The following is an 18,932-nucleotide window of genomic DNA, read 5'->3' as shown; positions in this document are numbered from 1 at the left end:
TATTTGCAATTACTCTTTAATATCAATTTTCAGGTTCAGTTCATCCAACTGTTTTTGGTCGAGGAATCCCGGAGCGTCTAACATCACGTCGCGTCCTGAGTTGTTTTTCGGGAATGCAATGCAGTCGCGAATTGAATCCAAACCGGCAAACAAGGATACCCAACGGTCAAGCCCGTAAGCCAATCCTCCGTGAGGAGGCGCACCAAATTTGAACGCATTCATCAGGAATCCGAACTGTTCTTGTGCCTTTTCGGGTGTGAAGCCCAATATCTCGAACATCTTTGCCTGAAGTTCCGAATCGTGAATACGAATAGAACCACCACCAACTTCCACTCCATTGATAACCATATCGTAAGCATCTGCACGGACAGCCGCCGGATTGGTATCCAACAACGGAATATCTTCGTCTTTCGGATGAGTAAACGGATGATGCATAGCCATCAGTCTGCCTTCTTCTTCGCTCCATTCAAACATCGGGAAGTCAACCACCCACAGACAAGCAAAAGTATTCTTGTCGCGCAAGCCGAGCTGATTACCCATTTCCAAACGCAATTCACAAAGCTGCTTGCGCGTCTTCATGGCATCGTCTCCGCTTAATATCAGAATCAAATCGCCGGGCTTAGCACCAAATGCTTCTTTCATTTGCTGCAATACTTCTTGCGAATAGAACTTGTCTACGCTCGATTTTACATTGCCATCTGCTTCTATGCGGGCATATACCATACCTTTCGCACCAATCTGAGGACGTTTTACAAATTCCGTCAGTTGGTCAAGTTGTTTACGGGTATAGTGCGCAGCTCCTTCGGCACAGATACCTCCGATGTAAGCAGCATTGTCGAACACAGAGAATCCATATCCTTTCATGATATCCATCAGTTCAACGAACTTCATGCCGAAACGCAAATCAGGTTTGTCGCTACCGTAATATTTCATAGCGTCTGCCCACGGCATCCGCAAGAACGGCTCTGTCAATTCCACGCCACGGAGTTCTTTAAACAGATGTTTAGCCATTCCTTCGAACATCTGAATAATGTCTTCCTGTTCTACGAAACTCATTTCGCAGTCTATCTGTGTAAATTCCGGCTGGCGGTCGGCACGTAAATCTTCATCGCGGAAACATTTTACGATTTGGAAGTAACGGTCGAAACCTGAAACCATCAACAGCTGCTTCAAGGTCTGCGGAGACTGAGGCAAGGCGTAGAACTGTCCCGGATTCATGCGAGAAGGCACAACAAAGTCGCGCGCACCTTCCGGTGTCGAACCGATAAGCATCGGGGTTTCTACTTCCAAGAATCCTTTACTGTCAAGATAGCGACGCACCTCCATCGTCATCCGGTGACGAAGTTCAAGGTTCTTACGCACAGCCGTACGGCGCAAATCCAAATAACGATACTTCATACGGAGGTCATCACCACCGTCGGTATTGTCTTCGATGGTGAAAGGAGGCGTTTGAGCGGTATTCAGAACGTTCAGTTCCGATACAATAATCTCAATTTCACCCGTAGGTAGATTCTGGTTCTTGCTGGAACGTTCGCTCACTGTTCCCTGTACCTGAATCACAAATTCACGTCCCAAATGGTTCGCACGTTCACACAGAGCGGCATTCACTTCAGTATTAAACACCAACTGGGTAATGCCATAACGGTCTCGGAGGTCGACGAAAGTCATTCCCCCCATTTTGCGTGTACGCTGTACCCATCCGGCCAGCGTCACATTTTTTCCTGCATCGGTAAGTCTTAACTCACCGCAAGTATGACTTCTGAACATATCTTTATATATGAATGTTAAATTTTATCTATTTTTTATTGAACGGCAAAGGTAGCACTTGTTTTTGATTTATGCAACTGCGTTTTCGCTTAGTCGGCGAATAAAGTACAGACTTCTGCCCGACTGACTTTTATCAGGTCTGCCGGCGCAATCTTCACTTGAAGTCCACGAATCCCTGCACTCACATAAATGAATGGAAAATCATTACATGTGTGGTGGATGTAAGTGGGAAAATGTTTTTTCATGCCGATGGGCGAACAGCCGCCACGGATATATCCCGTCAGCGGAAGCAATTCTTTCATCGGTATCAAATCACATTTTTTATTGCCGGATACCTTCGCTGCCAACTTTAAATCAACTTCATGCTCACCCGGTATCACACAAACGAAATATCCGGATTTATCACCGTGGAGAACGAGGGTTTTAAACACTTGTTCGATGTTTTCGTTCAGGCTTGCCGCCACATGCACGCAACTCAAATCGTTCTCGTCTACTTCGTAGGGCACCAGCTCGTAGCTGATTTTATCTTTGTCTAACAAACGTGCCGCGTTTGTTTTGGCTATTTTTTCTTTTGCCATTTTTCTCTATAATAATATATATGTATAAGACTGCATGGTCAGAGACCAAGTTCTTCTTTGATAAATTTCGAGGTATAGCCTTTACCGGAAAGGGCTACTTCTTCCGGCGTACCGTGTGCAAGAAGCATTCCGCCGTCTTTTCCTCCTTCCGGTCCCATGTCAATAATATAATCTGCCATCTTTATCACATCCAGATTATGCTCGATAACGATTACCGTATTCCCCTTGTCTACCAGCCTTTCAAGCACGGTCATCAATACGCGGATGTCTTCAAAGTGAAGTCCTGTGGTCGGTTCGTCAAGAATATAGACCGTTTTCCCCGTGTCGCGTTTGGCAAGTTCGGTAGCCAACTTCACACGCTGGCTCTCTCCGCCCGAAAGAGTGGTTGAAGGTTGCCCTAACTTGATATACCCCAACCCCACTTCCTGCAATACTTTTATCTTGTTCAATATCTGCGGAACATTATCGAAAAATTCCACGGCGAGGTTGATGGTCATATCAAGTACATCGGCTATGGATTTTCCTTTATATCTTACCTCCAGCGTTTCGCGGTTATAACGCTTGCCGTGACACACTTCGCAGGGCACCAACACGTCGGGCAGGAAGTTCATTTCGATGGTCTTATAGCCGTTTCCTCCACATGCCTCGCAGCGTCCGCCCGAAACATTGAATGAGAAACGTCCCGGCTTATAACCGCGAATCTTCGCTTCCGGGAGTCCTACGAACAGGTTGCGGATGTCGGAAAACACGCCTGTATAAGTAGCGGGATTGGAACGAGGGGTACGCCCCAGCGGAGATTGGTCTACATTCACCACCTTATCAATGTACTCCAGTCCTTCCACAGCATCGTAAGGCAGAGGGTCTTGCAGCGAGCGATAGAAGTGTTGCGACAAGATGGGTTGCAAGGTATCATTTATCAGTGTCGACTTTCCACTGCCCGAAACCCCCGTCACGCAAATCAGTTTGCCCAACGGGAACTCTACATCCACCCCTTTCAGGTTATTGCCTCTTGCCCCGCGCAGCCACAACGATTTGCCGTTGCCCTTACGCCGCTCGGCAGGCAATTCTATCTTCATCTTCCCGTTCAGGTATTGCGAGGTCAGGGTATCGGTTTTCAACATTTCTTCGGGCGTACCGGCAAATACCACTTCGCCGCCCAGTCTGCCTGCTTTCGGCCCCATATCCACGATGTAATCGGCGGCAAGCATCATGTCTTTGTCATGCTCTACCACGATTACCGAATTGCCCAAGTCGCGCAGTTCTTTCAGCGAGTTTATCAGACGGATATTATCGCGCTGGTGCAGTCCGATGCTCGGCTCGTCGAGGATATAAAGCACGTTCACCAGTTGCGAACCGATCTGAGTAGCCAAGCGGATGCGCTGGCTCTCTCCGCCCGAAAGACTGACCGACGAACGGTTCAGCGACAAGTAATCAAGCCCAACGTCGAGCAGGAATTTCAGTCGCGTACGGATTTCTTTCAGTATCTCTTCGGCTATCCGCCGCTGTTTTTCTTCCAAATGAGGCTCCACGTGAAGCAGCCATTCATACAGTTCGCTTACGTCCATCGTAGCCAACTGGTAGATGTTTTTATCGTGAATCCGGAAGTAAAGGGCTTCTTTGTTCAGACGCGCACCCTTACACTCCGGACAAACGTCGGTTTTCGCAAACTGTTCTGCCCACTTTTGCGCAGTGGCAGAAGCATCTTTCTCCTGCATCATCTGGATATATTTCACGATGCCTTCGTAAGCCACAAAATAATCAGAAGATGAATGGAGCAAAGAGCCTTTTATCTTCAAACGCTCGTCGCACCCATACAGAATTTCATTGATGACATCCTCCGGCAGTTGGTCGACCGGTGTTTTCAGCGTAAACTCATAACGCTCTAACAGCGCGTCTATCTGCCAAAATATCATAACGCTCCGGTATTTCCCCAGCGGAGCGATGGCGCCTTCGTAAATCGACAGCGAACGGTCGGGGATTACCTTATCCACATCAATCTGATTAACGTAACCCAGCCCTTTACAGCGCGGACAAGCTCCCTGCGGCGAGTTGAACGAAAAATTATGAGGCGCAGGCTCTTTATACGACAAGCCCGTAACAGGACACATCAGGCGTTTGCTGTAATGACGCACGCTTTCTGTCTGCGCGTCCAGTATCATCAGCAGCCCGTCGCCCTGCCTCATCGCCGTTTCCACGCTTTGCTTCAGCCGTTTTTCTTCCTTTTCAGTCACCACCGTTTTATCTATCACCACTTCGATGTCGTGATTCTTATAACGGTCGAGCTTCATCCCGTGGACTATCTCTTTTATTTCGCCGTCTACACGCACGTACAAATATCCTTTCTTGCGCACCTGCTCAAAGAGTTCTTTGTAGTGTCCCTTGCGGGTACGCACCAACGGCGCCAATATATAGATTCGTTTCCCCTTGTAATCTTTACGGATGAGGTCTAATATCTGTTCTTCGGTATATTTCACCATCTTCTCGCCCGACAGATACGAATAGGCTGTTCCGGCACGAGCGAAAAGCAAACGCAGGTAATCGTAAATTTCGGTGGTGGTACCTACGGTAGAACGCGGATTCTTGTTCGTGGTTTTCTGTTCGATGGAAATAACCGGACTTAATCCGGTTATTTTATCCACGTCCGGACGCTCCATTCCTCCCAAGAAATTACGGGCGTAAGCCGAGAAAGTTTCGATATACCTCCGCTGTCCTTCCGCAAAAATCGTATCGAAAGCCAACGACGATTTCCCGCTTCCGCTCAGCCCCGTTATCACGGTAAGGCTGTTTCGTGGAATCTCTACATCTATATTTTTCAGATTATGTACACGTGCGCCCAGCACACTGATTGTTTCTTTATCGTCTGTCATGCGTTCTTTTTAACCGGGTAAATAACATCTTTGCAAAACTACTGAAAAAATCTATTCGTCGGTAAAATTCCACCGACAAATTCCCATATTCACACATCCGTTGCTTCGGAAAACCACCCCTTCGGCTTCAAGCAGGTTTCTTTGTTCCTCCCAGTGCGGAGCCGTCCGCCCGACACTGTTTACCACACGGTGGCAAGGAAGCCCGGACGAAGCAGGCGCATCGCGCAACACGCGCCCTACCATGCGCGCATGGCGAGGATAACCCGCCAGTTGCGCCACCTGCCCGTAAGTGATAACCTTACCACAAGGAACAGCCATTACTACCGCATAAACACCCCGACGAAACTCGTCAAAACGCAACCGCATGTTTTGCATAACACAACCGCATATCTTCGACCATTCTAACGCATGTGTAACAGGTTTCTATTCGGAGTGTTTTCAGGCGTTATTTACCGACTTTGTGTTCGGCAAAAAGACAGCGATAACACCCAGCAAAGGCAGCCATGTACTGATGCGGAAAATAAACTCGATACTGGTCTTATCTGCCAACCATCCGAAAAAGGCAGAACCGATTCCTCCCAGCCCGAACATCAGTCCGAAAAACACACCTGCAATCATTCCTACCTTATCGGGTTTCAAGTCGGTGGCATACACTACAATGGCTGAAAAAGCCGATGAAATAATCAGTCCGATAAGGATAGCCACAACGAGCGTCCAAAACAAATTCAGGTAAGGCAACGCCAGCGTAAACGGAGCAGCGCCGAGGATGGAGAACAAAATCACATACTTTCGCCCGTAACGGTCTCCCATAAATCCTCCGAGGAGTGTTCCTGCGGCGAATGCCGCCAAATAAGCGAAAAGACAAAACTGCGACTGCTGTACCGTGAGTCCGAATTTCTCAATCAGGAAAAACGTAAAGTAACTTGTCATGCAGGCATTAAAGAAATATTTCGAGAATATCATGATTACCAGTATAGCCAACGCCCAGCGTATGCGGCTTTCCGACAAATTGCAAGCCACCGTCTGCCGCGCACGCTTCAACGCTCCCGCGCTGGCGAGCATCAGGCTATACCAACTTCCCACCCTCACCAAGATGGCAGAGGCAAGCAATGCCGCTACCGCAAACCATCCCACGGCATGTTGGCCATAAGGAAGGATGATCAACGCAGCCAACAGCGGACCGATGGCACTGCCTCCATTCCCCCCTACCTGAAAGATGGACTGAGCCAGACTTTTCCGTCCGCCCGATGCCATCTGTGCCACCCGTGAAGCCTCCGGATGAAATACCGAAGAGCCGCAACCAATAATCGCAACGGCAAAAAGGATGGTAAAAAAATGAGACGAAAAAGCCAGACACAACAAGCCAACCAGCGTAAAACACATCCCGGCAGACAATGAGTAAGGCTGCGGATGCTTGTCGGCATAACGGCCCACAAAGGGTTGGAAAATAGAAGAAGTTAATTGAAAGACCAATGTAATAACACCTATCTGGGCAAACGTCAGCCCCAAGTTATCCTTTAAAATGGGGTACATCGCCGGAATGACCGACTGAATCATGTCATTCAACAAATGACAGAAACCTACCGCAAACAATATCGCATACGTAGTCTCCGCTTTAACATGCGGATGCCCTTTAAGTTTATTAAAAATATTTTCCATCTTTATTTAGTTTCCATTATTAACGTTTCTTCCGATAAACCGCTGTCTGAAAGATATCAATTCGAGCAAAATTCATCCCACAAAATTGCGGATGCGAAAGTAAGGCTTTTCCCCGTAAGAACAATCGGAAGAGCACAAATTTAACAAAAGGGTTGTTTTAAGAGCCTGTTTAAATTTTCCGATTAAACAAGCTCTAAAAGATTTATCAGCGAATTTTAAAAGTTTTATATCATACATTGAAAGCTATACCGAACTTTTTTGTACTTTTGCCAATCAACAAATCTCGAAACAAGAAAACGATGAAATTCATTCATACACTTTGCTTGTCTTTGGTATTAACGTTCGGCAGCATGGGAACCCCCGTACAGGCGCAGAACGGAAACGAATATTTTTTACACACGATAACCAAAGGACAGAGTCTTTACTCCATATCCAGCATGTATAACGTAACGATAGAAGACATCGTACGTTTGAACCCCGGTTGCGAAAAACAAATACGGGCAGGAGAAACCTTAAAAATCCCGCAGGTAAACAGTGGTTCAAATCAAGAAAAGCCAACTTTCCATACAATACAGGCTGGAGAAACACTGTATCAACTGACCGTTAAATACAACGTAACGGCACAAGCCATCTGCGATGCCAATCCGGGACTGAGCGCAAGCAATTTCCGTATCGGACAGGTAATCTCCATTCCGGCACAGAGCGCTATAAAACAACCTCAGGAGAATCTGGCAAACGCAGGCAAAGACTCTGAAGCAAACGCACACAGCAACGAGTGGCGGGATATGCACAAGGTGGCCCGCAAGGAAACCATATTCAGCATCAGCAGGAAGTATGGCATCACACAAGAAGAACTAATTGCAGCCAACCCTGAATTAAAAAACGGAAAACTGAAACGGGGGATGTTTCTTTTCATACCTTATCCCGCATCACAACCGGTAAAAGACACGCAGGAAAAGACTCCGGTCAACGCTCCCTCCAATGAAGAATTATTCAAACAGAGTGAGCCCTCGCCCCGTAAAATACAAACCGTAAAAGCCGCCGTCATATTACCTTTCACAGAAGGTCAAAGCCACGACGAGCAATTACGCATGATAGAATATTATGAAGGTTTTCTTATTGCGGTAGACAGTTTAAAGAAGCAAGGCGTTTCTTTGGATATTTATACCTATGACACAAAAGGGAACACGGCTTCGACCGGTACTATTCTGTCAAAACCGGAACTAAAGGATATGGATATCATATTCGGGGCTGTACATGCCAACAGTATCAATCAGCTGACCGATTTTGCCGAAAAGAACAAAGTCCGTGTGGTTATACCTTTTTCTCCGGAAGTAAAACAAGTATTCCGCAATCCGTATGTCTATCAGGTAAACACGCCTCAGTCTTACCTTTACTCAGAGGTATACGAACACTTCCTCCGCAAATTCAGTAAAGCCAATGTAGTCTTTCTCGATGCGGGAACAGGAAGCAAGGATAAAGACGAATTTATCAAAGGCATGAAGACGGAGTTGAGCAATAATCAGATTAACTATCAATCGATAACCAACGTAGATACGCTTAAACTGCTTGCTGCCATTGACGCGAATAAAACAAACATATTCATCCCTACATCCGGACAGGATTTGGCTTTGAACAGACTGGTTCCTCAGCTAACGCAGATACGGCGCAGCCATCCGGAGGCAGATATCCATCTGTTTGGCTATCCGGAATGGCAAACTTATACACAAGATTATCTGGCAAGTTTTTACGAACTTGACACTTATTTCTATTCTTCTTTCTATACCAACAATCTATTTCCGGCTGCCGTAGACTTCACTCAAAGCTATCGTCGCTGGTATAGCAAAGACATGGCAAACATCTTTCCGAAGTACGGCATGTTAGGCTTTGATACCGGCTACTTTTTCTTGAAAGGATTGTCTCAACACGGAAATAAACTGGAAGAAAATTTAAATGCCATCCAAGTTATCCCGATACAAACCGGATTCAAGTTTGAGCGCGTTAATAATTGGGGAGGGTTTATCAACCGAAAGGTTTTCTTCGTTCATCTTACCAAAGATTTCGAATTGATAAAACTTGATTTTGACTAACCTTCTACATAAAGCAGAACTTAACATACATAACGAAGCAATCGATTCATGAGAATATACCAAATAATTATCTGTGGGCTTTTTTGTTTAATCAGCCTGTCTGCCCAAGCCCAGTTGCAGGACGAACGGCATAACTTCTCAGTCGGAGTCAACGGAGGGGTGAATTTAAGCAACGTCAGCTTCGACCCCAGCATTAAGCAAAGCAAATTAATCGGTCCGAATATCGGCGTGACAGCCCGTTATATCTCCGAAAAATATTTCAAAATGATTTGCGGTATCCAAATGGAAATCAATTACTCGCAACGAGGCTGGAAAGAAAGTATTGAAGACGGGAGTGGCGATACTTATCAGCGCGCCATGAATTATATTGAGATTCCATTAATGGCACACCTTGCTTTCGGTAAAGACAAAGGACATGGAGTGAGGTTCATCATTAATCTTGGTCCACAAGTCGGCTTCCTGCTTAGCGAGAATGAGAAAAAAAGCGACCCGTGGCATCCGTCAGAACGTCCGAACGGAGTCAATGAACAATACGGCAAAATGGCTGAAAACAAATTCGACTATGGTATCATCGGCGGAGGAGGACTGGAAGCGCGCACCGGTATCGGCAATTTCATTCTGGAAGCAAGGTACTACTTCGGACTAAGCGACTTTTATAACAGTACAAAGAAAGACTTTTTCTCACGCTCGGCTCACTCTTACATCGGAGGAAAGCTGACTTATCTGTTCGACTTAAAAAAATAATATTCTTTTTATCTAACCCCTATACTCTTTTATGATGAAACTTATTTCATGGAACGTAAACGGCATACGCGCTTGCTGTGACAAAGGATTCCGAGATGCTTTCAAGCAACTTGATGCCGACTTTTTCTGTCTGCAAGAAACAAAGATGCAGGAAGGACAGCTTGATCTTGCCTTCGATGGATATACTTCTTACTGGAACTATGCCGAAAAGAAAGGTTATTCCGGTACAGCCATATTTACCAAACATCAACCGCTGAACGTCAGCTACGGGCTGGGTATTGATGAGCACGACCACGAAGGACGTGTCATAACACTGGAAATGGAGAATTTTTATCTGGTCACTGTATATACTCCCAACTCGCAGGACGGACTGAAACGGCTGGATTACCGAATGACGTGGGAAGATGACTTCAGGAAGTTCTTAAAGTCATTAGATGCCAAGAAACCCGTATTGGTATGCGGAGACTTGAACGTGGCACACAAGGAAATCGACTTAAAGAATCCGAAAACCAACCGTATGAATGCAGGATTCACCGACCAAGAACGCGAAAAGTTCCAGACGCTGCTGGATGCCGGATTCATAGATACGTTCCGATACTTTTATCCCGAACAGGAGAACATTTATTCGTGGTGGTCGTACCGCTTTAAGGCACGCGAAAAAAACGCAGGGTGGCGTATCGACTATTTCCTCGCTTCCGAACGTTTGGCTGACAAATTATCCGGCGCTAAAATTCACACGGAAATCTTCGGGTCAGACCATTGCCCGGTAGAAGTTACGATAAACTGGTAGTACGTAATGAAAAACGACGGCTTCACTCTGCGCAAGCGGTTGCTCAGCTTCCGCTATGCTTTCAACGGAATCAAATGGTTAATCAGGCACGAGCATAACGCATGGATACATTGTTTTGCGGCGGTGTGCGTCATCGTAGCCGGATTAATCGTTCGGTTATCTGCCGGAGAGTGGATTGCTGTTGTTTTTTCTATAGGCTCCGTGCTGGCGGCAGAAGCCGTCAATTCTGCCATCGAAGCCCTTGCCGATGTCATTTCACCGGATTACAATGAAGCCATCGGGCGGGCAAAAGACATGGCAGCAGGAGCTGTTCTGATGTTAGCCGTAGCAGCAGCCACGATAGGACTTATTATATTTATCCCCAAACTATTTTAGTCAAAAGATGAAATCAATTATTTGTTTTCTGACAGCTCTCTGCCTTGCAGTCTCCATCCAAGCACAAGAAATAGCAGTTACGGGCAGCCGCAAAGCGGTACGTACATCGGGAGACGTAGGCGCAATTCTTCTTCCGGTAGCCGGACTGACTGCCATTTTAATCAATAAAGATTGGGAAGGATTAAAACAGGGAGTATTCGCAGGCGCAACCACACTTGGCGTTACGTATGCGCTAAAATACATTGTAAAGAAAGACCGCCCCGACCACAGCGACAACCACTCTTTCCCCTCCATGCACACTTCCGTATCGTTTACGGCAGCAGCTTTTATCCAACGCCGCTACGGATGGAAATGGGGACTTCCGGCTTATGTCTTATCCACTTACGTAGGATGGAGCCGAGTCTACGGGAAGAAACACGACTGGTGGGACGTTGCTGCCGGAGCTGCTATCGGAGCCGGAAGTTCGTACATCTTTACCCGTCCTTTTGCAAAGAAACACGAACTCACCATCAGCCCCGTTGCCGGAGACGGTCATTACGGTTTCTATGCTTCGATGAAATTTTAAAGGCTACTTGTGCGTCACCCCATAACCGAACAGGGCAAAGTCGCCCAGACACGGGTCTCCGGGAAAAACCTGTGCCAACGCTTCGGTTATCCGCCGGGCATTAGTCAGGGAAAACGAAGACTTGTCTGTCAGCCCAATATGATATGCTACACGGCAAACATGCGTATCCAGCGGAATTAACAAATCGGCAGGATTCATGCGTTTCCATACACCGAAGTCAACTTCCGAATCGCGTCGAATCATCCATCTTAAAAACATGTTCAACTTTTTCTGCGGATTACGGTCGGATACCCCCAAAAAGGCACATAACTGCTGCATCGGAATGCCTGAATAACCGAGCAAAGCGTCTTCTAACGTTTTACCGGCAGCATAAACCGCATACAACTTTTCAAAATAACAGCGGAAAGCAGCATAAGAAACCATGCGATAAAAACTCCGCCAGTCATTGCTTTTAAAATCATCATCCCAACGCCGGGACAATACATAGCGCAAAGGAGAATGTCCCATTAAGGCATCCAGCTCATCCGCCTTCTTCAGTATCATGCTCCGGTTTCCGAAACTCAATACAGCAGTAAGCAATCCGCTGATTTCAATGTCCCTTTGCTCACGATAACGATGCGGAAACTGTACCGGGTCGGTATCTATAAAATCCGTACAGTGATAAGCCTGTGCCCACGCGCACAATCGTTGTTTCACTTCGTCAGTCATAACTAATTTCTATCCCATAAAAGTCAGGCATGAATCACGTCTCCCCCTCCCTGTTTTTACCTTGCCGGAAGCAGAACACGCAATCCATGCCCGCGCTTAAAAACGCATCCGCATGTGTAACCCTACACATACGGATGTGTTCACTGACACATGCGGATATTTCAACAAGTTCATCCCATAGCGTTTAAGCACACAGGCGCTCTTTCGAAACACCGATGATATTCAATAAGTTAAGATTATCTCTATCAATTAAAATAATACAAAAAGGTGGCAACACCTTCAAGGGCTTTCTTTTTAGCCCCTTCAATCTCGATGGAAAATTTGATTTCCGCTTTGGCCACCCCGCGCAAGTTTACGAGCGACTGCAAATCGGCTACCAGACGAACACGCTGCCCTGACAGAACAGCCTGTCCGAAGCGCATCTTATCCATACCATAATTAACCATCATCTTCAGGTTATTCACCTCAATAATCTGATTCCACAAATGAGGAAGCAAAGAAAGAGTAAGATACCCATGTACAATCGTACTCTTATAAGGGCTTTCTACCTTCGCCCGTTCCGTATCTACATGAATCCACTGATGATCCAGCGTAGCGTCTGCAAACTGATTAATACGCTCTTGAGGAATTTCTATCCAGTCGGAAACTCCTATCTGATGTCCGACTAACTTTTCAAAATCTTCGTACGAGTTGATAATAACTTTCTCCATACAATATCTATTAATATCACTTAAACCGTAGACAAAGATAGAAAATTTATTCGATTTCTGCATTATTTATTTATAAAAATAAACCCTCTACGCAGAAGAGGTGGTCTTTTTCTCCGACATACAGTACGATTTTTCCATCCCACATCAGCCTGCCATTTATTTTATAATAAAACTGAAAAACATACCTTGAAAGAAAAACATTTTAAACATTGAAACTGTTGGATTAAACAAAACAATACTATATCTTTGCACAAAGGCATTCAACTTTGTGCAATATTAAAAACAAATTTATGGAAAAAAGTTTTTTGGCGTTTATTGAAAACAGTATCAAAAATAATTGGGATTTAGATGCCTTAACCGACTACAAAGGAGCGACGTTACAATATAAAGATGTAGCACGCAAAATAGAAAAGCTCCACATCTTACTTGCCGAAAGCGGAGTAAAACCCGGCGACAAGGTGGCTCTTTGCGGACGAAACAGTTCGCACTGGGGAGTAGCTTTTCTCGCAATCCTTACCTACGGTGCAGTAGCCGTACCTATCTTGCACGAGTTTAAACCGGATACCGTACATAATATCGTAAACCACTCGGATGCACGACTGCTATTTGTGGGCGATTTCGTATGGGAGGGACTTAACGAAGCCGAAATGCCTAACCTTGAAGGGATTATTTTAATGACCGACTTTACGTTGCTGGTATGCCGGAGCAAACATTTGGAGTATGCCCGCGAACATCTGAACGAAATGTTCGGGAAGAAATTTCCCCGCAATTTCCGGCGCGAACACGTGAGTTACCGCCGAGATGAAACCGAGGAACTTGCCATTATCAATTATACATCGGGGACGACGAGTTTCTCGAAAGGTGTAATGATTCCTTATCGTGCTTTATGGTCGAACACACAATTCGCTTTCGACGTGCTGACACTTCAGCCCGGAAATCGGGTTATCTCCATATTGCCGATGGCACACATGTATGGTCTGGCATTTGAGTTCATCTACGAGTTCTGCTGCGGTTGTCACGTTTATTTCCTCAACCGTATGCCGAGTCCGAAAATCATATTCCAAGCCTTTGCCGAAGTAAAGCCTCATATCGTGATTTCGGTTCCCCTCATCGTTGAGAAAATTATCAAAAAGAATATACTTCCGAAACTGGAAACGCTGAAGATGAAAATCTTACTGCGAGTACCCATCATCAACGACAAAATAAAAGAAACCGTACGCGAACACATGATTCGGGCGTTCGGAAACAATTTCTACGAACTGATTGTGGGTGGAGCTGCCTTTAACCAAGATGTAGAAAAGTTGCTCCGCAGCATTGATTTTCCGTACACCGTAGGTTACGGCATGACGGAATGTGCCCCCATTATTTGTTACGAAGACTGGAAACGCTTTAAGCCCGGTTCGTGCGGAAAGGTAGTACCGCGTATGGAACTGCGTATCGACAGTCCCGACCCGGCACATATCGTGGGTGAAATCCTGACAAGGGGAGATAACGTAATGCTGGGATATTATAAGAATCCGGAATCGACCCGGCAAGTTATCGACAAAGACGGATGGCTGCATACGGGCGACCTCGGTATTATGGATGCCGACGGAAACGTGACCATTAAAGGACGCAGCAAAAACATGCTTTTGGGTCCGTCCGGACAAAACATTTATCCGGAGGAAATAGAAGACAGACTGAATACCATGCCTTATGTGAGCGAATGTATTATCATTCAGCAAAGCGACAATAAACTTGCCGCACTGATTTATCCGGATTTCGATGAAGCCTTTGCACAAGGATTATCCAAAGAAGATATAGAAAAGGTTATGGAAGAAAACCGGGTAGCACTCAACCAAGAGTTGCCCGCTTACTCCCAGATAGCCCGCGTAAAGATTTATCCGGAAGAGTTTGAAAAGACTCCCAAGAAGAGTATCAAACGTTTCTTGTATCAAGACGTAAAATAAACAACAAAATGAAACTGAACAAGCAAACCATAGCATTGCTTCTGCTGATATGTCTATCGGCAGAGGCAATTCCTCTTTCAGCCCAAACTAAGAAGAAAGGCCTGAAGAAAACGGCGAATATATCGCTTAATATTACAAACAAAAAGAATTTTCCGCCCAAGACCGGCCTTAACATAGGATTGCTCAGTAATTTCAGTAGACTAAACGGAGTAGGTATTAACCTTATATCCAGCATTGTACACTATAAGGTAGACGGTGTACAGATTTCCGGATTTGCCAACGTTACGGGGCTAAACGTATCTGCTTTCCAACTTGCCGGGTTAGCCAACGTTACAGGGGATAACTCGAAAGGCGTACTCCTTGCCGGATTGATGAACATCAACGGAGAATCTGCCAAAGGTTTTCAGTTATCGGGGCTCGGAAATGTAACTGGTAAAGACTTAAAAGGATTTTCTTTAGGAGGACTGATAAATCTTGGAGGAAACAACACCGGAGGTTTACAGATAGCCGGATTGGGAAACATCAGTTCGAAAACCAACAAAGGAGTAGCCATCGGAGGACTGATGAACGTGGTAGGCGAAAACACCTGCGGACTTCAACTGACGTCTTTATTAAATGTGGCAGGTAAAGAAAACCGTGGTTTACAACTGGCGGGGTTAGGAAACGTCAGTGTAGAAAACAAGGGTGTACAGCTTGGTATTTCTAATTATAGCGCGCAGAATAACGGACTTCAGGTTGGGATAGGCAACGTAGTCAATGAAAGCCAAAAAGGATTGCAACTGGGTATCGTGAACGTCAGCCAAAGCGACAAGACAAGACAGATAGGATGTATCAACGTGAAGCCGGAAACACGCATCCAGATGATTATATCCGGAGGAAACACCAGCAAGCTGAACCTCGCCGTACGCTTTAAGAACCGCTTTACTTATACCACACTGGGAGCGGGAACTTATCATCTTGGATTCGACAAAGATTTTTCAGTAAGCGGATTTTATCGGGCGGGCGTTCATTATCCGATTACTTCTCGCTTTGACATCAGCGCAGACATGGGATTTTACCACATTGAGACATTAGATAATAAAAACAATGGCTACCCTGCCCGCCTCTATGCCTTACAACCGCGCCTTAATTTAGAGTATAGCATAACCCGCCGCTTGGGAGTATTTGCATCGGGCGGTTATGAATGGTTGCGCCGTTATAAGGGAGAAGGAAAATTCGACGACAAAGGTGTTTTTGAAATAGGTCTCGTATTATTCTGAGAAACACTCATTTATCGTTCAGATTCGCAGAGCGTACACGACTTAATGTTTCAGGGGTCATCTGGAGCAGAGATGCTATATACACCAAAGGAGCACGCTTTAAAATCTCCGGATGAAGCTGAAGCAATTTGTTATAACGTTCGTGAGCAGGCTCAAACCGTAAGGTATCGGCTTTTACCTGAGATTCAATCAGTGAATATTCGAAAAACTTACGGTAAAGCACACCTATTTCTGCTTCTTGCAACGATAAATGTTCGATTTCCTCTTTCGGAATCTCCCACAATACGGTAGGTTCAAGCGTTTCTATCATCAAGCGGGTGGGTTCTTGCTTCAAATAGCTCTCCAAACATACCACAATCCCGCCTTCATAAGCAATATGTTCGGTTAAATCTTTGTCATATTTAAAATAGAATTGGCGCGTCATCCCTTTTTCAAGGTACAACATCGCCTTACAGGTCTCTTTCTCGTCTAATATCCGTTCACCCTTCTTATACTTCTTACAAGTTATTATATCTGCCAACGCATGAATCTGTTCGCGGCTCATCAGGCAATGATATTGAGCCGCCAACTTTCTTACAATATCTACACTTGTTGTCACCATAAATTTCTTGCTTTTATAAATCTATTTAACCTTAATCCTATCAAATCCTTCACCAAAAACACCAATAACGGCACTTTGGGAAACAAAAGCCTGAGGGTCTATATCTTTAATCAAACGAAATATGGTATTCGATTCACTTTTCTTGGCTAACACGAACATCATCTTCACATGGTTATTGGTATAACACCCTACCCCGTCAAGAAACGTTACGCCACGGTGCATGTCCTTATTGATTCGCTTTCCTATCTCCTCATATTTTTTCGATATGATGAAGAACTGAACAGACTGACGTGCACTGTTTACTACCTGATCGAGTACAAAACTTGAGATGAAGAGCACTACATAACCGTAAACCACCTTCTCCCAATTATGCAATACCAGATAACTGGATGAAATAATAATCACATCACAAATCAAGATAACACGTCCTAATGATATATCGCGATACTTATTGACGATGGCAGCAATAATATCTGTTCCGCCCGTACTGCCGTTTGCCGAAAAAGCCACACCAATACCTGCGCCACAGAAAGAAGCACCTAAAACGCAAGACATGAAAGGCTGGTCATGAATCAGCGGTCCTGTAACCACATTCTGGATTACCGCCAATATAGCCGTCAACGTAAAAACAGCAAATATGGTTTTCAAACAAAACCTCAATCCTAATATCTTCAGCGCAAGAAGCAATAATAAGAAATTAATAATTAAATAAGTATATTGCACCGGAAATCCCGTCCCCCAATAAATAATAGAAGCAATGCCGGGAACGGCACCAGAAGGGATATCGCTGGGCAAAAGGAAGCCTGTCCATCCAATACCATACATAATCATTCCTAAACCGATCATCAAGTAATCTTTAATTTCTCTCAGTATTCTCTGCTTGCGAGTAACTATCAAAGCCGGATTCATTTTTTCTATGATTTTAATTTGGCGCAAAAGTACGAAAAAAAACTAATACGTATCGCAGTAAAAATAACATAAATTTCGTAATTTTGCCGCAAATATAGAACGCGTTAAAGTTAGCATGGCATTAGTCAACGAACATCTGATGAAACTTCCGGATAATTACCTGTTTACGGATATAGCCAAAAAGGTTAATTCATTCCGGGTAACCCATCCAAAGGCAGACATAATTCATTTAGGAATAGGAGATGTAACCCGTCCTATCCCCGAGGCGTGCGCCCAAGCTATGAAAGCTGCGGTTGATGATCTCACTCGCCCCGAAACGTTTCATGGCTATGGTCCGGAGCAAGGATACGATTTTCTGATTGAAGCCATACTGAGAAACGATTATGCACAGCGAGGTATCAGTTTAAGTCCAAGCGAGATATTCATCAGCGACGGAGCCAAATCGGATACGGGAAATATCGGCGACATCTTGCGCCATGACAACAGCATCGGTGTAACCGACCCTATCTATCCGGCTTATATAGACTCGAACGTGTCGTGCGGACGGGCAGGAATCTTGGGAACAAACCATCAATGGAGCAATGTGGTTTATATGCCGTGCATACCGGAAAACAATTTTATACCGGAGCTTCCTACCCAGCGGGTAGACATTATATATTTATGCTATCCCAACAATCCGACAGGTAGCGTATTAAGCAAAAACGAATTAAAGAAGTGGGTACACTATGCGCTTGCCAACGACACGCTTATTTTATTCGATGCTGCGTACGAAGCATATATTCGCCAGCCGGATATTCCGCATTCCATTTATGAGATAAAAGGAGCGAAAAAGGTGGCAATCGAAATACGCAGCTTTTCAAAAACGGCAGGATTTACAGGAGTGAGATGCGGATATACCGTTATCCCTAAAGAGGTAACAGCAGCCACATTGACAGGAGAACGAATCAGCCTGAACAAATTATGGAGCAAACGCCAAAACACAAAGTTCAACGGAGCTTCTTACATCGCCCAACGAGGAGCTGCCGCTATTTATACTCCCGAAGGAAAAGAGCAGGTAAAAGCCATGACAGATTATTATATGGACAATGCCCGTCTTATGAAACGGTATCTTGACGGAACAGGACTTAAAGTTTCAGGAGGAGAAAACGCCCCTTATCTTTGGGTAAAAGCTCCTAAAGGCTTTACATCATGGCAATTTTTCGAACACCTTTTATATGAAGCCCATGTAGTAAGTACCCCCGGTGTGGGATTCGGACCGAACGGAGAAGGATACATCCGACTGACTGCTTTCGGCGAACGGAAACAATGTGAAGAAGGCATGAGACGTATCTGCCAATATTTATAAGAATAACCAACTATTA

General features: G+C 45.1%; 17 protein-coding genes. 8 read left to right on the top strand and 9 right to left on the bottom strand.

Annotated elements, in window-relative coordinates; translation table 11 throughout:
• Nucleotides 1-9: 9 nt before the first annotated feature.
• From aspS to H9626_RS00655, 5 genes are all read right to left on the bottom strand, one after another.
• Entirely contained in the window at nt 10-1,767 is a 1,758-nt protein-coding gene (gene aspS, locus H9626_RS00675; RefSeq protein WP_191709247.1) for an aspartate--tRNA ligase, read from the bottom strand.
• Between the two features lie 89 nt (nt 1,768-1,856).
• Entirely contained in the window at nt 1,857-2,345 is a 489-nt protein-coding gene (gene ybaK / locus H9626_RS00670) for a Cys-tRNA(Pro) deacylase (protein WP_191709246.1), read from the bottom strand.
• Nucleotides 2,346-2,383: 38 nt separating this feature from the next.
• Nucleotides 2,384-5,212: an excinuclease ABC subunit UvrA gene (gene uvrA / locus H9626_RS00665; RefSeq protein WP_191709245.1), complete on the bottom strand. Its 2,829-nt coding sequence runs from the start codon at nt 5,210-5,212 to the stop codon at nt 2,384-2,386.
• Between the two features lie 51 nt (nt 5,213-5,263).
• On the bottom strand, nt 5,264-5,578 hold the full coding sequence (locus tag H9626_RS00660; protein ID WP_178256230.1) for an MGMT family protein: 315 nt from the start codon (nt 5,576-5,578) through the stop codon (nt 5,264-5,266).
• Nucleotides 5,579-5,650: 72 nt separating this feature from the next.
• A complete protein-coding gene (locus H9626_RS00655) occupies nt 5,651-6,871 on the bottom strand; it encodes an MFS transporter (RefSeq protein WP_191709244.1) in 1,221 nt (406 codons plus the stop codon).
• A gap of 299 nt (nt 6,872-7,170) precedes the next feature.
• On the opposite strand from H9626_RS00655, the gene H9626_RS00650 reads away from it, so the two are divergent.
• From H9626_RS00650 to H9626_RS00630, 5 genes are read left to right on the top strand one after another with little or no spacing between them, the layout of a single operon-like run.
• Nucleotides 7,171-8,961 (top strand): amino acid ABC transporter substrate-binding protein, encoded by a 1,791-nt coding sequence (locus H9626_RS00650; protein WP_191709243.1) that lies wholly within the window; start codon nt 7,171-7,173, stop codon nt 8,959-8,961.
• Between the two features lie 48 nt (nt 8,962-9,009).
• Nucleotides 9,010-9,705: a porin family protein gene (locus tag H9626_RS00645; protein WP_178257442.1), complete on the top strand. Its 696-nt coding sequence runs from the start codon at nt 9,010-9,012 to the stop codon at nt 9,703-9,705.
• A gap of 31 nt (nt 9,706-9,736) precedes the next feature.
• The gene (locus H9626_RS00640; protein WP_178257443.1) at nt 9,737-10,495 is read left to right on the top strand and encodes an exodeoxyribonuclease III; all 759 of its coding nucleotides are present in this window, start codon (nt 9,737-9,739) and stop codon (nt 10,493-10,495) included.
• A gap of 6 nt (nt 10,496-10,501) precedes the next feature.
• Nucleotides 10,502-10,870, top strand: a complete 369-nt coding sequence (locus H9626_RS00635; RefSeq protein WP_191709242.1) for a diacylglycerol kinase — start codon at nt 10,502-10,504, stop codon at nt 10,868-10,870.
• Between the two features lie 7 nt (nt 10,871-10,877).
• Nucleotides 10,878-11,435 carry a phosphatase PAP2 family protein gene (locus H9626_RS00630; protein ID WP_191709241.1) on the top strand — a complete coding sequence of 186 codons (558 nt, stop codon included), beginning with the start codon at nt 10,878-10,880 and terminating at the stop codon, nt 11,433-11,435.
• 3 nt (nt 11,436-11,438) lie between these two features.
• On the opposite strand, the gene H9626_RS00625 is transcribed toward H9626_RS00630, so the two are convergent.
• Nucleotides 11,439-12,143 carry a TIGR02757 family protein gene (locus H9626_RS00625; protein ID WP_191709240.1) on the bottom strand — a complete coding sequence of 235 codons (705 nt, stop codon included), beginning with the start codon at nt 12,141-12,143 and terminating at the stop codon, nt 11,439-11,441.
• Between the two features lie 245 nt (nt 12,144-12,388).
• Nucleotides 12,389-12,853, bottom strand: a complete 465-nt coding sequence (locus H9626_RS00620) for a MaoC family dehydratase (RefSeq protein ID WP_178257447.1) — start codon at nt 12,851-12,853, stop codon at nt 12,389-12,391.
• Between the two features lie 290 nt (nt 12,854-13,143).
• On the opposite strand from H9626_RS00620, the gene H9626_RS00615 reads away from it, so the two are divergent.
• Together H9626_RS00615 and H9626_RS00610 are read left to right on the top strand one after the other, a co-directional pair.
• Nucleotides 13,144-14,802, top strand: coding sequence for an AMP-binding protein (locus H9626_RS00615; RefSeq protein ID WP_178257448.1), 1,659 nt, complete (start codon nt 13,144-13,146; stop codon nt 14,800-14,802).
• Nucleotides 14,803-14,810: 8 nt separating this feature from the next.
• The gene (locus tag H9626_RS00610) at nt 14,811-16,061 is read left to right on the top strand and encodes an LA_2272 family surface repeat-containing protein (RefSeq protein ID WP_178257449.1); all 1,251 of its coding nucleotides are present in this window, start codon (nt 14,811-14,813) and stop codon (nt 16,059-16,061) included.
• A gap of 7 nt (nt 16,062-16,068) precedes the next feature.
• Here H9626_RS00610 and H9626_RS00605 read toward each other — a convergent pair whose 3' ends face one another.
• Nucleotides 16,069-16,659, bottom strand: coding sequence for a Crp/Fnr family transcriptional regulator (locus H9626_RS00605; protein ID WP_191709832.1), 591 nt, complete (start codon nt 16,657-16,659; stop codon nt 16,069-16,071).
• A gap of 24 nt (nt 16,660-16,683) precedes the next feature.
• Complete coding sequence (locus H9626_RS00600; RefSeq protein WP_178257450.1) at nt 16,684-17,571, bottom strand: YitT family protein; 888 nt, start codon at nt 17,569-17,571, stop codon at nt 16,684-16,686.
• Between the two features lie 115 nt (nt 17,572-17,686).
• Between H9626_RS00600 and H9626_RS00595 the strand changes: the two genes are divergently transcribed.
• Complete coding sequence (locus H9626_RS00595; RefSeq protein WP_178257451.1) at nt 17,687-18,916, top strand: LL-diaminopimelate aminotransferase; 1,230 nt, start codon at nt 17,687-17,689, stop codon at nt 18,914-18,916.
• The last annotated feature ends 16 nt before the right edge of the window (nt 18,917-18,932 follow it).

It is taken from the genome of Phocaeicola faecium, assembly GCF_014837055.1.
Classification (GTDB): domain Bacteria; phylum Bacteroidota; class Bacteroidia; order Bacteroidales; family Bacteroidaceae; genus Phocaeicola; species Phocaeicola gallinarum.
Note: the sequence above shows the minus strand (reverse complement) of the source record. Positions and strands in the feature narration are given on the sequence as shown.